Source organism: Vibrio diazotrophicus, assembly GCF_038452265.1.
GTDB lineage: Bacteria > Pseudomonadota > Gammaproteobacteria > Enterobacterales > Vibrionaceae > Vibrio > Vibrio diazotrophicus.
Genome location: NZ_CP151843.1, coordinates 610,379 through 626,769 on the forward strand (window position 1 = coordinate 610,379; position 16,391 = coordinate 626,769).

General features: G+C 45.7%; 13 protein-coding genes. 12 read left to right on the forward strand and 1 reads right to left on the reverse strand.

Annotated features, from left to right (window positions below; genetic code table 11):
• Nucleotides 1–39: 39 nt before the first annotated feature.
• The 11 genes from AAGA51_RS18145 (at nt 40) to AAGA51_RS18195 (ending at nt 14,900) form a co-directional block, all read left to right on the forward strand.
• The gene (locus AAGA51_RS18145) at nt 40–423 is read left to right on the forward strand and encodes a hypothetical protein (protein WP_042483330.1); all 384 of its coding nucleotides are present in this window, start codon (nt 40–42) and stop codon (nt 421–423) included.
• A gap of 84 nt (nt 424–507) precedes the next feature.
• Nucleotides 508–1,890, forward strand: coding sequence for a TolC family protein (locus AAGA51_RS18150; RefSeq protein ID WP_156102019.1), 1,383 nt, complete (start codon nt 508–510; stop codon nt 1,888–1,890).
• A 15-nt stretch (nt 1,891–1,905) separates the two neighbouring features.
• Nucleotides 1,906–3,630, forward strand: coding sequence for an efflux RND transporter periplasmic adaptor subunit (locus AAGA51_RS18155; protein ID WP_042483328.1), 1,725 nt, complete (start codon nt 1,906–1,908; stop codon nt 3,628–3,630).
• The gene (locus AAGA51_RS18160) at nt 3,627–6,746 is read left to right on the forward strand and encodes an efflux RND transporter permease subunit (protein WP_042483325.1); all 3,120 of its coding nucleotides are present in this window, start codon (nt 3,627–3,629) and stop codon (nt 6,744–6,746) included. Before AAGA51_RS18155 ends, AAGA51_RS18160 begins: the two co-directional genes overlap by 4 nt.
• 29 nt (nt 6,747–6,775) lie before the next feature.
• Complete coding sequence (gene copI / locus AAGA51_RS18165) at nt 6,776–7,354, forward strand: copper-resistant cuproprotein CopI (protein ID WP_042483321.1); 579 nt, start codon at nt 6,776–6,778, stop codon at nt 7,352–7,354.
• 57 nt (nt 7,355–7,411) lie between these two features.
• Nucleotides 7,412–7,972, forward strand: coding sequence for a c-type cytochrome (locus tag AAGA51_RS18170; protein ID WP_156102018.1), 561 nt, complete (start codon nt 7,412–7,414; stop codon nt 7,970–7,972).
• A gap of 25 nt (nt 7,973–7,997) precedes the next feature.
• Nucleotides 7,998–8,438, forward strand: coding sequence for a DUF411 domain-containing protein (locus AAGA51_RS18175; RefSeq protein ID WP_042483316.1), 441 nt, complete (start codon nt 7,998–8,000; stop codon nt 8,436–8,438).
• Between the two features lie 235 nt (nt 8,439–8,673).
• Nucleotides 8,674–10,413, forward strand: coding sequence for an ABC transporter ATP-binding protein (locus AAGA51_RS18180; protein WP_042483314.1), 1,740 nt, complete (start codon nt 8,674–8,676; stop codon nt 10,411–10,413).
• Nucleotides 10,410–12,194, forward strand: a complete 1,785-nt coding sequence (locus AAGA51_RS18185) for an ABC transporter ATP-binding protein (RefSeq protein WP_042483311.1) — start codon at nt 10,410–10,412, stop codon at nt 12,192–12,194. The genes AAGA51_RS18180 and AAGA51_RS18185 overlap by 4 nt, the downstream gene beginning before the upstream one ends.
• A 418-nt stretch (nt 12,195–12,612) precedes the next feature.
• Complete coding sequence (locus AAGA51_RS18190; protein ID WP_042483309.1) at nt 12,613–13,530, forward strand: AraC family transcriptional regulator; 918 nt, start codon at nt 12,613–12,615, stop codon at nt 13,528–13,530.
• A 200-nt stretch (nt 13,531–13,730) separates the two neighbouring features.
• Nucleotides 13,731–14,900, forward strand: a complete 1,170-nt coding sequence (locus AAGA51_RS18195; protein WP_042483306.1) for an iron-containing alcohol dehydrogenase — start codon at nt 13,731–13,733, stop codon at nt 14,898–14,900.
• Between the two features lie 67 nt (nt 14,901–14,967).
• Here the strand turns inward: AAGA51_RS18195 and AAGA51_RS18200 are convergent, their stop codons facing one another.
• A complete protein-coding gene (locus tag AAGA51_RS18200; RefSeq protein WP_042483302.1) occupies nt 14,968–15,801 on the reverse strand; it encodes an SDR family oxidoreductase in 834 nt (277 codons plus the stop codon).
• A gap of 154 nt (nt 15,802–15,955) precedes the next feature.
• Between AAGA51_RS18200 and AAGA51_RS18205 the strand changes: the two genes are divergently transcribed.
• Nucleotides 15,956–16,327 (forward strand): winged helix-turn-helix transcriptional regulator, encoded by a 372-nt coding sequence (locus AAGA51_RS18205; protein ID WP_042483298.1) that lies wholly within the window; start codon nt 15,956–15,958, stop codon nt 16,325–16,327.
• The last annotated feature ends 64 nt before the right edge of the window (nt 16,328–16,391 follow it).

The following is a 16,391-nucleotide window of genomic DNA, read 5'->3' on the forward strand; positions in this document are numbered from 1 at the left end:
AGCTTTATATTCTAGCCAAATTTCCAGATTCGGTTTGTCATGCGCTTAAACATTATTTCAACAACTTGGGTTACAATCCTGACATTAGCAGCCTTGCTTATGTCCGGCTTTGCTTCAAGTGCAGGAATGATGACCAGCCCGATGTCGCATGATATGAAAACCTATTCTGCTGCTTGCCAAACACAGCAAATGTCTGCGCATCACACAATGCAAATGGAGCAAGACTCCATAGGCAGCCAATGTGAAATGTCGAAAGACATCGTTCATAACTGTTGTGACACCACTTGCACTACAGCCGCGGCTATTTTGCTTGTTCCAGATGTTTTGTTAACAGCAGAAACTTCGCTAGCTTTATTCACATCGCCAAAATCCGGTGATGTTGTCCATACCCCAAAAAGCCTAGAACGGCCACCCAGCGCTTAAATCCATCAATCATATTTAGGTTCCGTAGATTCATGCGGAAGAATTATCGTGCGCGTCATGCGCTCAGTGATGGATTTATAAATCGTGAAAATTCAACAATGCCTTTTGGCGCTGTCTATCAGCGCAGCGGTATTGACGACTACACCTCTATACGCTGGTGAACCGCTCGTAAATGAGCAAACCGCGGGCAGTGTATCGTCAACATCCGAAAAAACGCTATCGCAGTTAATTGAAGCTGCACTTTCTAATGACGGAACACGCCGTCAGTACTACGCAGAAGCTCAGGCAATGCGAGAAACTGGTAAAGCTAGTGCAACCCTTATGGACCCAAAACTTAAATTTGGCGTCACTGGATTACCAACGGACAGCTTCGCGTTTGATGAAGACCCTATGACCAATATTTCCGTTGGTCTTATGCAACAATTCAACCGTGGCGACACCTCCGATCTCAACGATAGAAAAGCTAGTCAGCAAGCTGGCGGGCTGGAAGTTAAAGTCTCAGCAAGAGAGCTTGAAGTCGCGAATGCCATTACTCAGATATGGCTTGAACTCGGCTATCAGCAAGTGGCAAACAAAGTTCTGCTTGAAAACCGATCGCTATTAAGCGAGATGGAAAGATTCATTCAAACCAATTATTCAATTGGTAAAAGTGAAGCTCAAGACCTAATCAATGCACAACTGCAAGTCGCTAAACTGGACGAAAAAATCCAAGCGAATGAGCAGATGCAACAACGCTTGAAGGCTCAGTTATCTGAGTGGTTAGGCTCAGACTGGCTTATCAATACAGATCAACTTGAAGCTTCCAATCAGTTGGACTGGCGTGCACTGCAAAATATTGAAAATACCGCGAGCAACAGCAATTTCTATTCACAACTGAATCAAAACCCCGCCGTGCGAATGGTGGACTCTTCAATTGATGCACGTCGTACTCAAGTCGATATTGCTCGCGAATCTTATGCTCCGCAGTTCGGCGTAGAAGTGATGTATGCCTATCGTCAGTCAAACGACATGCGTGGTCAGCCAGCATCGGATCTGATCAGCGCCTATATCACTATGGATATCCCTCTCTTCACGGGTAATAAGCAAGATAAAAACTTAGCCGCAGCACAATACCAAGTGGGTGCAGCTCAGTCACAAAAAGATACTTTGCTGAAACAGATGAACGCCAAAGTCAACGCTCTGCTTGTTGACAAAAATAACCTGACTCAACGTCTCGAACGCTTCGAATCGACTCTGCTTCCGCAAGCGGATTCACGTGTGAAAGCAACAGAGAGAGGTTACCAAAATAACACTGCTCAATTTAACGATGTGATATTAGCGACTCGTGATGAACTTGCATTAAAGCTGGAATTTCAGCGCCTCATCACCGACCTGAATCTGGTTAATAACAACTTATCCGCATTACTCAATAGCTACAGCTATCAAGTTGATAAACCAGAAATTACTACAACGTCAGAGCAGCAATAACAAGGCAGAACAACAATGAAAACAATTCAAGTAACAACACTCGCGCTTGTTATCGGCGCAACTTTGGGCTTTGGTGCACAAACACTGTTGTCTCAAACACATACTTCTCAAACAGATGGTACTGGGCACGAACAACAAGCAAGCCAAGCTAAATCCAATGACGAGCCGCTGTATTGGGTTGCCCCTATGGACCCGAACTATAAACGCGACAAACCGGGCAAATCACCGATGGGTATGGATTTGATCCCCGTTTATGCAGAAGATGCGGCGCAAGACCAAGCGCCGGGAACCGTTAAGATCGACCCAGCCGTTGAAAATAATTTAGGGGTAAAAGTGGCTTCTGCGCAGATGACACCTCTTACTCCAAGTATTGAAACCGTGGGTTATGTGGCTTTCGATGAAAGCCAGTTATGGCAAACCAACGTGCGCGTAGCAGGCTGGGTTGAAAAGCTGAACGTTAACGCAATCGGCGATAAAGTAAACAAAGGCGATGTGTTGTTTACTCTTTACTCGCCTGAGTTGGTCAAAGCTCAAGAAGAACTGATTAATGCCTATCGCACAGGCAGAGAAGGATTGGTCAAAGGCGCGACCGAAAGACTGGTTACGCTGGGCGTAGATCGTCAACAAATTCAATCTATCGTCAAACGTGGCAAAGCGTCTCAGTCGATTGATATCAAAGCAAAGGCTGACGGTATCATCGCTAATCTCAATGTTCGTGAAGGCGGTTATTTGTCACCCGCTCAGGCTGTGATCAGTGCTGGCCCACTTGAGAATGTGTGGGTTGATGCGGAAGTCTTCGAGCGCCAGTCACACTGGGTTAAAGCTGGCAGCACTGCCAAGATGACGCTAGATGCTTTACCGGGCAAAGAATGGCAAGGTGAAATTGACTACGTCTACCCTATCTTAGATCCGCAAACCCGTACTTTACGTCTGCGTCTAAAATTCCCTAACCCACAAGGCGAGCTAAAGCCAAATATGTTCGCCAATATTTCGCTGCAGCCAGTAACGGAAGAATCAGTACTGACAATTCCTAAATCATCAGTGATCCGCTCTGGCGGAATGACTCGAGTGGTATTGTCTGAAGGTGATGGCAAGTATCGCTCGGCACGCGTTCAAATCGGACGTGAGGCTGGTGACAAAGTGGAAGTATTGCAAGGTCTTACTGAGCAAAGCAAAGTCGTAACATCAGCGCACTTCTTACTTGATTCTGAATCGAGCCAAACGGCAGATCTGGCTCGTATCGATGGTATTGCAGTAGATATGGAAAGTGTTTGGGCAAAGGGCGAAATCAGCGATATTTTACCCTCTTCTCGCACTCTCACGATTAACCACCAGCCAGTGCCTGAATGGAATTGGCCGGGCATGACCATGAACTTCACCGCTGGCGACAATGTTGATATTGATGCGCTGAAGTCCGGACAAATGGTCGAGTTTGAACTGCAAAAAACACCGGATGGCCAGTACCAGGTCATCGATATTAAATCAGACGGCAGCGTCGTAGCAGGTGAAGTGTGGCTGGAAGGCGACATCACAATGCTGATGCAAGACTTCGGTATGATCACGCTTCAACACTTACCGGTTTCAGAATGGAACTGGGAAGCGGGCGAAATGAACTTCACTGTCGATCCTGATATTAAGCTTTCCGGTCTTGAGGAAGGTGACCGTGTTCGATTTCTAGTACAGAAGCAGAACAACGACTTCACCCTGAAGAGTATTGAGCGAATCGGAGGCAAACAATGATCAATGCCATTATTCGCTGGTCTCTGAAAAACCGCTTTATTGTCCTACTGGCAACCGTTGCACTTATGGCTGGCGGCTTATTTAGTGTGAAAAATACACCTGTCGATGCGATTCCCGATCTCTCTGATGTACAGGTGATCATCAAAACCAGCTTTCCTGGACAAGCACCGCAAGTGGTTGAAGATCAGGTGACTTACCCGCTCACAACCGCAATGCTGGCGGTACCTGGGGCTGAAACCGTACGTGGTTACTCGTTCTTTGGTGACTCTTACGTGTATATCATTTTCAATGATAAAACCGACATGTACTGGGCTCGTTCGCGAGTGCTGGAGTATTTGAGCCAAGTTGCGCCTAAGCTACCAGCCAATGCCAAACCAACACTAGGACCTGATGCGACAGGTGTGGGTTGGGTATTCAGCTATGTATTGCAAGACAAAACCGGTCAACATGACTTGGCGCAGTTACGCAGCCTGCAAGACTGGTTCTTAAAATACGAATTGCAAACTGTTGATGGCGTCTCTGAAGTGGCCACCGTAGGCGGCATGGTTAAGCAGTATCAGATCCAGATTGATCCGGCTAAATTGCGCGCTTACAACTTGACGCTTCAACAAGTCAACATGGCGATTCAAAACGGCAACCAAGAGACTGGCGCTTCGGTTATAGAGGTGGCAGAAGCCGAACATATGGTTCGTACCACCGGCTATCTGACCAATATTGAAGATATTCAGTCTCTGCCGCTTAAAGTGACCAATAAAGGTACACCGTTACTGCTTGGCGATATTGCGGACATTTCATTAGGTCCACAAATGCGTCGTGGCATCTCTGAACTCAATGGCGAAGGTGAAGCGGTTGGCGGCGTGATTGTGATGCGCTTTGGCGAAAATGCGAGCCAAGTGATCGACAACGTAAAAACCAAGCTTGAAGAGCTTCAGCGCGGCCTGCCTGATGGTGTGGAAATCGTACCTACTTATGACCGCTCTACGCTTATCAATGCAGCCGTTGAGAACCTTTGGAAGAAGTTAGCGGAAGAGTTCATCGTGGTAGCGATAGTGTGTGCACTATTCCTGTTCCACATTCGTTCGTCTTTAGTCATTGCTCTGAGCCTGCCTGTCGGCATCTTGTCTGCTTTCATTGTCATGCACTGGCAAGGTATTAACGCCAACATCATGTCTCTGGGCGGAATAGCCATCGCCATCGGTGCCATGGTGGATGGCGCAATCGTCATGATTGAAAACGTACACAAGCATATAGAACGCACCCCACTGACGGATAAAAACCGCTGGCAAGTCATTGGTGATGCCGCGCAGGAAGTCGGTCCACCGCTGTTCTTCTCGCTGCTTATCATTACGTTAAGCTTTGTGCCTGTGTTCGCTCTTGAAGGCCAAGAAGGGAAAATGTTCTCTCCTCTCGCCTTTACTAAAACATACGCGATGGCGGCTTCAGCAGGTTTAGCGATTACCTTGGTTCCTGTATTAATGGGTTATTTTATTCGCGGAAAGATCCTTCCTGAGCATAAAAACCCAGTTAACCGAGCGCTGGTAGGTCTTTACCGCCCGCTGCTTAACCTAAGCTTAAAATTCCCGAAATCGGTATTGGTATTGGCCGTTGCGCTAATGGCGTCTGCCTATTACCCAACCAGTAAACTGGGCAGCGAATTCATCCCACCATTGGATGAAGGCGACTTGATGTACATGCCGACCACCTATCCGGGTATTTCGATTGGTAAAGCACGTGAGTTACTGCAACAAACCAACAAACTGATCAAAACCGTACCTGAGGTAAAAACGGTATGGGGTAAAGTTGGCCGTGCAGATACGGCAACTGACCCGGCTCCGCTCACCATGATCGAAACCGTCATTCAGCTCAAACCTCGTGAAGAATGGCGTGAAGGTGTAACCACAGAATCACTGCGTAAAGAGTTTGATAACCTGATTCAATTCCCCGGTTTAACTAACGCTTGGGTAATGCCAATCAAAACCCGAATCGATATGTTAGCCACTGGTATTAAGACGCCAATTGGTATCAAAATCGTTGGTCCTGAACTGAGCACCATTGAACGTATCGGTTCACAGTTGGAGCCAATTCTTAACCAAGTCGAAGGTACTGCATCGGTTTATGCTGAACGAGTTGCGGGTGGCCGATACGTGACTGTTGATATCAAGCGTAAGGCAGCGGCACGTTACGGGCTGAATATTAAAGACGTACAACAAGTGGTTTCCACCGCCGTTGGCGGCATGAATGTGGGCGAAACCATTGAAGGATTGGAGCGTTACCCTATCAACGTTCGTTATCCGCAAGACTACCGAGATTCGGTAGTGAAACTGCAAAATCTGCCATTGGTGACACCAAACGGTGCTCGCATAGCCTTGGCGGATGTGGCGGATATTCGCTACGAAGATGGTCCACCGATGATCAAAACAGAAAATGCGCGTCCTAACGGCTGGGTGTTTGTTGATATCGAAGGTCGAGATCTCGGTTCTTATGTATCTGAAGCACAAAAACGCGTAGCAGAGGAACTGAAACTGCCAGCAGGTTACTCACTCGCATGGTCTGGTCAGTACGAGTATATGGAGCGTGCGAAAGAGCGTTTAAGTGTCGTCGTTCCAATTACATTGACCATCATCACCCTGCTGCTCTATTTCAGCTTCCGACGTGTCGGTGAAGTGCTGATCATCATGGCGACCTTGCCATTGGCTATGGTTGGCGGCTTATGGTTGATGTACTCACTCAATTACAACATGTCTATTGCTGTGGGAGTCGGCTTTATCGCCCTTTCCGGCGTGGCGGTTGAAATAGGCGTCATCATGCTGGTTTACCTGAACCAAGCATGGCACTACACCAAGCTCAAAGCCGAAGAGCGGAACATTCCGCTCAGCAAAGATGACCTGAATAACGCGATTCGCGAAGGTGCTGGGCTGCGTGTTCGCCCAGTAATGATGACCGTTATTACCGTAATCATTGGCTTAATACCCATCATGTATGGCCATGGTACGGGTTCGCAAATTATGCAACGCATCGCGGCCCCTATGATTGGCGGAATGGCTTCAGCCCTACTACTTACCCTGCTGGTAATACCTGCAATCTTTAAGCTGTGGAAACAGCGTGAAACTAAATAAATACCGAATTGATGAATAAGGAACTCAAGATGAAAAAACTTACTCTAGCTATCGCATTAACTATCAGCTCTTCTGTCGCTTTTGCCAATATGAGCCACTCAAACTCAAATGACCATGGTTCTATGAATAGTTCGATGGACCACAGCAAAATGGATCACAGTCAGATGTCATCAAACACTATGATGAAAGACATGAAAATGGATCATGGCAATATGATGAGCATGGATGGGATGTCTGATGTGGGTATGCCAGCCATGGGGTCAAAGCCGGACAAAGTGGTTCACGTAATGCTGTCTGACGACATGAAAATCACCTTCAAAAAAGAAGTAAAAATTGAACCGAATGATGTCGTGCAGTTTGTTGTGATGAATACAGGCAAAATCAATCATGAGTTCACTATCGGCTCAGTGACAGAGCAAATTGAACACCGTGAAATGATGAAAAACATGAACGGTCAACACATGCATGATATGGGCAACGCAGTAACGGTAGAACCGGGCAAAGCAAAGCAAATCACATGGCACTTCCACGGCGACAAAAATGTTGAGTTTGCCTGTAACATTCCGGGTCATGCTGAAGCTGGCATGATGAAGAGTATCAGCCTGTAATAGCAAGAAGCCTCGACAGTAAGCTGTTGGGGCTCTGTTGGAGAAATGAACGATTCCATGAACAGTGTAAAAAACCTGATAGTCGGCGCCTTGTTTTCTTTGGTCAGCTTAACGACTCAAGCAGAAACATCGCCTAATGTGGAAACGGGTATGCAGCTTTTCAGAACCGCTGGCGGTTACGGCTGCGTTGCTTGTCACGGTCAGTTTGCCAACGGCGCAGGCAATGTTGGTGGAAACATTCGTGGCAAAGCGCTGAATGACATCAACGACAGCTTGGCTAACGAACCAACCATGCAGCTTCTCGCCAGCACACTGTCAAACAATGACAGAGAAAATCTGGCCGCATACTTAGAAGCATTAGGGCAAATCACTCTGGTTGAATGGACGATTGAAGAAGCATCGACCAATTCAACCGTCACTATTGAAGCCGACAGCCCTGCTCAATTGGTTGTTTTTAATAAGCTATTTGAACCTGTTGAACTTTCCCTGCCTCAGTTAACTTCAGAGAAAACCGTTCAACTTAACCCTTATGAGACTAAAGCGATTGATTGGACTCCAAGTAAAGGGGTTATCACGCTAAACTACAATCAAAGTCACTTGACCATTGATGTGAAGTGAAACTTTCACGCAAGAGGAAAGAATTATGAAGACCCTATTGAAAGCAATGACTCTGTCTGCACTCACATTCAGCTTTTCGGTGTTTGCAAAACCGACGATTGAGCTCTACAAATCCCCTACTTGTGGCTGCTGTAAAGAGTGGGCAGCAATCATGGAAGAGAAAGGCTACGAAGTGAACGTACACCATCAAAACGATTGGAGTTCAGTGAAAAAGCAATTTGGTATGCCGAATCAGTTGATGTCTTGCCACACGGCTGTGATTGACGGCTACATGGTTGAAGGCCACGTACCAGAATCAGATATCGCACGTTTGCTTACTGAGCGTCCAGCGAACATTTCAGGCTTAGCTGCTCCGGGAATGCCACAACATTCACCGGGTATGGCTGCGCCTAATCAGCCTTATAAAGATTTTAATGTGATTGCGTTTGATAAAAACGGCAAACTTTCTCTGTATAAGAAGTACTGATCGTTCGACAGCACAAATTGCTTAACTCTGCTGGCTGGGTATGTTTTTTACCCAGCCTTTTTCTTAATTCTCTCTTCATCGACGTAAACTCAACCAAATTTCGATTTCAAAACTTACCTCTGATTGGTAGAGTCTACTTCGTGATCACCTTTAAACTTTTGCAAACAAAAGTGATAAGTGTTCATTTCTCCTTTCTAACAATGAAACAACACAACAAATATAAGAAACGTCAGCAATGCAGTTATATCAACATCTAAAGTGGTTTTTCCGCCAGCATCGTTTAACTTACGCCATCGCGTTATCGATGCTTTTTGCCGTCGCTATGCTCAACATGGCGGTGCCGTGGCTTATTGGTAACGCCATAGACAAACTTTTACAGACCAAAGATTTTTCGCAGGCTGAATTCTATTTATTTGCGTTGTTAGGCGTGAGTATTCTTGTTTACTTGCTGAGATACGGATGGCGAAGAATGCTGTTTGGCACCTCCTATAAATTGGGAAACATACTTCGCGAACAGTTCTATCACCGCCTTCTTCGCCAAGGTCAGGCGTTTTATAACATCCACTCGACTGGCGATTTAATGGCGAGAGCAACCAATGATATTGACGCCGTCGAAGTCGCGGCTGGCGAGGGTATCTTGTCTGGTTTCGACGGATTACTGACCTTTATTCTGGTGCTGATCATGATGTTCATTTTCATTGACTGGCAACTGGCGATCTTAGCAATTATTCCGTTTCCGTTTATGGGATATGGTTTCTACAAACTGTCGAATCGTATTCATCACCAGTTTAAGGAAACGCTGGATTCTTTCTCCACACTCAACGAACAGACTCAACAATCGGTGTCCGGTATTCGTTTGATCAAATCGATGGGGCGTGAAGAAATTGAATCGGATAAGTTTGCACAAATTGCCCAGCAATCCGCTCGCACTACATACAATGTGCAGCGTTCAGAAGCCTTATTCGACCCCATTATTCAGCTCAGCCTTGGATCTGCACTTCTGATTGCTTTGATCGTGGGTGGTTGGCAGATCAGCCAAGAAAGATTGACCGTCGGTCAGCTCACCAGTTTCACCCTGTATTTGTCTGAACTGATTTGGCCAATGTACGCATTCGGTTGGCTAATGAACATTTTGCAACGAGGTAACGCGGCTATTGGTCGCTTGGAATCATTATTGAAATTGCCAGATTCCGTTGTAGATAAAGGCACACAAATGCCTGAAGGCTATGCGCTTGCAGTAAAAGATCTGACATTTGATTACCCAGACACCAATCAAAGCACACTGAAAAACCTATCACTCAATGTCGAGCAAAATCGAGTGCTTGGTGTTACGGGAGCAACCGGTTCAGGGAAATCGACTCTGCTTCATCTGTTAATGCGTTATTGGGAATCTACCCAAGGGGATATTTCAGTTTCTGGTGTTTCGATAGCTGATATTCCTTTGGCGAAGTTACGCGGTCTGTATGCCTACGTCCCACAGGATGCTTTCCTGTTCAGTATGACCATCATGGAGAACATCCGTATTGGGATGCCAAACGCGACCGATGAAGACGTCTATCACGCGGCGAAACTGGCTGCGATTCACGATGACATACTTCAGTTCCGTGACAGTTATCAGACCCTTGTGGGAGAACGAGGCGTCACACTCTCCGGAGGCCAACGACAACGTATTTCGATTGCCCGAGCTTTAATTAGCCAAGCGCCGATTTTGGTGTTGGATGATGCCCTGTCCGCCGTTGATATTAAAACTGAAAAACTCATCATTAAGCACCTTCAACAACGCAGAGAACAAACCGTTGTTGTGGTCAGTCATCGCCTGTCTGCCATTGAACACGCAGATGAGATTATTGTACTTTCTCATGGCGAAATCATTGAACGCGGTAAACATCATCAGCTTATTAGCCTTGATGGTTGGTATTCACGCATGGCGGCTTATCAACAGATGGAGCAGGCTTTGGAGGAAGAGCTGATATGAGCAAGGCAAACACAATGAAAGACAAAAACAGCTCAGGCTCAATAAAGCTCCTGATGAGCTATGTATTCGCTGAAAAAGCACTGTTTATAAAAACCTTGTTACTGGTGGTGCTCGCGACCGGTTTTGACGTGCTTGGCCCTATGCTGAGCAAAGTGTTCATCGATGAATTCGTGATGCAGAATCACTACCCTGTTTGGCCAGTGGTTGGCGTTATCGCTCTGTTCATCATTTCTGTGTTATTGGGCACCTACTTAAAATATCAACAGACCCTGCGTTTTTTAGATATTGCGCTTAATGCGGTGTTAGACATACGTAAGCGATTGTTTAAACACGTGTTGACCTTGCCTGTGGCGTTTTTCGACTACTCACGTACAGGTCAGCTGGTGAGCCGACTTACCAACGACACCGAATCAATCAAAGATATCTATGTGCAGTTCTTATCGAATATCTTAGCCAACTTGGTTTTGCTGATTGGTATCTTGACCGCTATGGCAATACTGGATTTGCAATTGATGCTGGTGGCTCTGGCGTTGATACCTGCGGTTGTGAGCTTAATTTACCTCTATCAGAAATTCAGTGTTAAAGCGGTGACGCAAAGCCGTCAGCTACGCTCTGATATTAACTCGACCATGAACGAGTCGATCAGCGGTATGACGGTGATTCAAGCCACCAACCAACAGCAAAATAAACAGCAGCAGTTCGAACAGATTAACAGCCAGTATTACGATACACGTTTAAAAGCGGTAATTGTCGGCTCAATGTTGCTTCGCCCTGCGATTAACTTGTTAAGCATCCTGATCTTAGCTGGCGTGGTGTGGTTCTTTGGCTTGCAAGTAGTAGAAGGCGTGGCCGAAGTCGGTGTTCTATACGCTTACTTAAGTTACTTAGGGCGCTTTACTGAACCTCTGGTCGAGATTACTCAGCGCTTCAGCCTTTATCAGCAGGCAGTCGTCGCTGGTGATCGTGTGTACGAGTTGCTGCAAGAGCCTTCTTCAGAACAAAAAGAAGTACGCTGGAATCACATTGAACAAGGTGATTTAAGTATTGAAAACCTGACGTTCAGTTACCAAGCAGACAAGCCGGTGCTGCACAATATCAATGCCACCGTTGAGTCAGGAAAGTTCTTCGCTATTGTCGGCCATACGGGCAGTGGTAAATCAACGTTACTCAGCCTGCTGCTTAACTTCTATCAGTCGCAGTCAGGTTCAATCAAGATTGACGGGCATGAACTAAACCAATATGCCCCCAAAACACTGCGCCAGTTGATTGGCTTTATCCCACAAGAGCCTTTTGTTCAGGCAACAACAGTGTTTGATAACATCGATATGGGTAGAAATTTGAGCCAAGAAGCTGTGGAACTGGCCGCCAAACAGGCACATTTGCACGATGTCATCATGCAAATGACTGACGGCTATCAAACTCAGTTAGGTGAAGGCGGATTAAGACTATCTACCGGACAAAGACAGCAGCTGATCATTGCTCGTGCGTTAGCCGGTTCACCAAAGATTTTGCTGCTCGATGAAGCAACAGCCAACATCGACAGCGAAACAGAACAAATCGTACAGCGAGCGTTAAACGAGTTAAGAGGTAAAGTCACGTTGATCGTTGTTGCGCACCGTCTGTCTACCATCCATCACGCTGACCGTATTTTGGTGCTGGATAAAGGGCATCTTATCGAACAAGGTAATCATCATCAGTTGATGCAAGTCGATCACGGGCGCTACAAAGCCATGTACCAACTTCAGCAGCAAGAACGAATGATTGCCGAAGCGGAACGATAAGAGAAAAGAGTGGCTAATTAGCCACTCTTGTTTTTTCGAAATAGATAATGCGACCACATATGTGACATTGTAACTAAATACTCTAGTGCTATCGCTTAAAATACCCGTTTCAGTTCAAGCTGAAAGAAAATTTGCACCGATTTCTTAACACTCATTCGCCTGCCCCACTTGAAAAATTGCCTAATCATCCACAAATAGTCACAGTACTGTGTAAACAACTGGCATTGCAAAATACAGATAGCTCTTCGCTGATTAGCTTTAATACATAAATATCAATGAATTAACAATGTAGGTTATTGAGCACAAGTCACCGATGTTAATTGCAGCTTGATTAAATAGAATTGCCTAATATTCTTACACTATTTGCTTGTTCACAAATCTAGCAACAGCAGTTCGCAAATGGCTAAAAGGAAACACCATGAGTCGTACAACACCTGTCTCCGACACTCACTCAAAATTAGGTAGCTTGATCGAAAAATGGACGAGAACGAGTAACCAGTTTGGCAATGACACAGGCATTCCGGGGCTGAGGTTAAGCCGCTGGGAAGCCCCAACCCCGCCCACCAGTTACACTCATAATGCGAGTATCTGTCTGATTGCTCAGGGGAAAAAACAGGTTCTATTAGGTGGAGACAGCTTCATCTACGACGCCAACCATTTTTTGATTTCGTCAGTAAATCTTCCTATCACCGCCAACATTATGGAAGCGAGCAAAGAGAAGCCGTATCTAGGGCTAATCTTAGAATTGGATTTACAGGAAATTTCCCAACTGATTGTCGACAGTGACTATTCTGGTACCCAAAACAAAGAAGCACAAAAGGGCATTGCTGTCGGTACACTGTCGCAGCCACTGCTTGATGCTTTTGTCCGTTTGCTGTCTTTAATGGATGAGCCTGAGTCGATCAAAGTTCTCGCTCCAGTGATTAAACGTGAGATTTTTTATCGACTTCTGATGAGTGAGCAAGGTTCGAGGCTTAACCAAATCGTTACCGACGGCAGTCACAGCCATCAAATTTCAAAAGCCATCGAATGGCTGAAAAACAACTTTGTGAAACCGCTTAGCGTGGGAGAACTTGCCGCTTACAGTGGCATGAGCAAATCGGCTTTTTATACACACTTCCGCTCTATGACGTCTATGACCCCACTTCAGTTTCAGAAGAAACTGCGTTTAGGTGAAGCAAGGCGTTTGATGCTAACAGAGAATCTTGATGCAATGGAGACGACCTTTAAAGTGGGTTATGAGAGCCCTTCTCAATTCAGTCGCGAATACAGCCGTTTATTTGGATCTCCACCGTCAAAAGACATCAAAGCATTACGCGAAGCCAACATGGTTTAACGACAATATTTTCTTCTGTGGAGCGAATTTTTGGAAGAATAGGCAAAACAAAGAGAGGATCTGACATTCATAGGTAACCGTTCTGTATATAAAATATCTCTTATACTAAACGTCATCTGCTTTTGAAATGTGGATGTATAACTCGGTTAGCGTCAGGCTTTGCCGACACGCGAACTGTAACTCTCAAGAAGGGTGTGACAATGCAATTAGATTTCTCTTACTACAACCCAACAACCATTCATTTTGGTAAAGACTCACTGGCGAAATTAGACAGTGAACTGCCGAAGTTCGGCGACACTGTTATGCTGGTTTATGGTCGCAATGCGATCAAATCAAACGGTTTGTACGACAAAGTTATCGCTAGCCTGAATGCTGCCGGTAAGAAAGTTGTTGAGCTTTCTGGTGTAATGCCAAACCCAACTTACAGCAAAATGATGGAAGGTGTTGAGCTTGTGCGTGAACACAAGGTTGACCTGATTCTGGCAGTAGGTGGTGGCTCAGTAGTTGACTGTGCAAAAGGTATTTCAGTCGCGGCATGCTGCACTGACCAAGACCCGTTCCAAAAATACTGGATTGAGTGGCAAGACGTTTCTAACGAAGTGGTACCTGTTGCTTCAATTCTGACTATGGTCGGTACTGGTTCAGAAATGAATGGTGGTTCGGTTATTACTCACGAAGAGAGCAAAACCAAAGCGGGTCGTGTGTTCCCACCTATCGCATATCCTAAGTTTTCTATTTTGAACCCAGAGTACACCTTCACGGTTTCAGAATACCAAATGGTGAGTGGCGTATTCGATACCATGTCGCACCTAATGGAGCAGTACTTCTCTGACCAAGGTGCAAACACCACCGACTACGTCATCGAAAGCTTGCTGAAGTCTTCTATCGATAACCTACGTGTTGCGCTTAAAAATCCTCAGGATTACGAAGCTCGCAGTAACATCATGTGGAACGCAACCTTGGCACTCAATACAGTAACAGGTCTTTCTAAGACTCAAGACTGGCAAGTTCATATGATTGAACACCAGTTAGGTGCTTACACTGACTGTGCTCACGGTATGGGGCTGGCGGCGGTTTCTCTTCCTTACTATCGCCTAATCTACAAATTTGGTCTGGATAAGTTTGTACGTTACGCAACTCAGGTTTGGGGTGTTTCAGCAGAAGGCAAAACCAAAGAGCAAATCGCACTTGAAGGTATTGATGCATTAGAAGCATTCACAAAAGAGTGTGGCATCGTAACGTCACTTGAAGAACTCGGTGCAACCAAAGAGATGCTGCCAAAGATCGCAGAATCTACCGTTATTCTAGGTAATGGCTACAAAAAGCTGACAACAGAAGAAGTACTGAACATTCTGGAAGAGTGTTACTAACTCTCCTTTTGTTCATTGTTGATAGACAAAAACGCCAGCATTGCTGGCGTTTTTTTATCACCTTTAATTATGCAAGATCCGCTAAATGATCTTTGATATAGGTGTCTAAACTACGCGCTGGCTTACCAGTTAACACTTGTACCGCGTCGCTTACACCCGCAGTCCAACCTTCGCGAACCGGATAGAATATTGAAGTCAAAAATTCTGCGTAATCCGCTGGTACACCAACCCCTTTCAGCATGTCGCAAAACGCGCCATCTTCCATAGCTTGATACTGCACAGGCTTACCTAACGCGGCACTGATTTTTGCTGCTGCTTCTGCATAGCTGAAAGCTTCCGGACCAGTTAGATTGAACGCTTGATTGTCGAATTTATCTGTGGTCAAAACTGCCGCCGCACTTTCAGCGATATCGCGCACATCAATAAAGCTCGACTTACCCTCTGCTGCTGGAACGGCAATCACACCTTGGTCAATACCTGCTTTCCAGTACGTATGGAAGTTATCTGAAAACCAGTTCGGACGAAGAATAACGTAAGGAACACCTGAGTTTTCCAGTGCAATTTCAACCTGACGATATGGAATAGAATCATCAGCATCCACGCCTAACACACTTTGGAAAACCACTTTAACATTGCGCGCTGCCGCAGCTTCGATGACTGGAATTAACAGTGCTTTAGATTCCACATAACCGCCCGCAAGCATGACGTATGCTCGGTCAACACCGTCAAAGGCTGACTCAAATGTTGAAGGATCAGTGTAATCAAACACCACACCTTCTGCTGCTCCGAACGATTTTCCACTGCGTGACGCAGCTTTCACTTGCTCACCCTTTGCCAATAATGCTTCTACTAAAGGGCGACCAACATTACCGGATGCGCCTAAGACCAATACTTTACTCATTTCTAATCTCCTAAGTATATTTAAGATACTATGTGGTTGAAGGATACTTGCTGATTAATCTATACTCTTCAAACCGAGTTGTGAAGAAGGCACTTTTTGGTAACAAGGTAACTTTGAAGTAACCATCCTGTAGTATGAGCATAGAGGATAAATCGTGGATTTAGCGTATGACGTTTATGAAAACCGCTGCCCGACGCGAGCAGTTTTGGATCGCATTGCGGACAAATGGGCAATGCTCATCTTAGATAAACTGAGCCATGAACCGGTTCGGTTTAATCACTTAAAGCGAGATATCAAAGGCATATCTCAAAAGGTGCTATCGCAAACGTTGAAGAAATTAGAGCGGGATGGATTAGTCACAAGAACTGTCTTCCCAACGGTTCCAGTTACGGTTGAATATGCGTTGACCCCATTGGGAGGCACACTCACCGAAGCTGTCGCGGCACTTGCCCACTGGGCAGAGAAAAACATGGATGCCGTGATCACCGCTCAAGAGAACTATGACGCAAAACTGGCAGAAAGCTAAATCAGCCAGCAGCGGGAAACATGTAAGAAGAATGTTGAACGTGAGTTCACTGTTGAGCTGATAA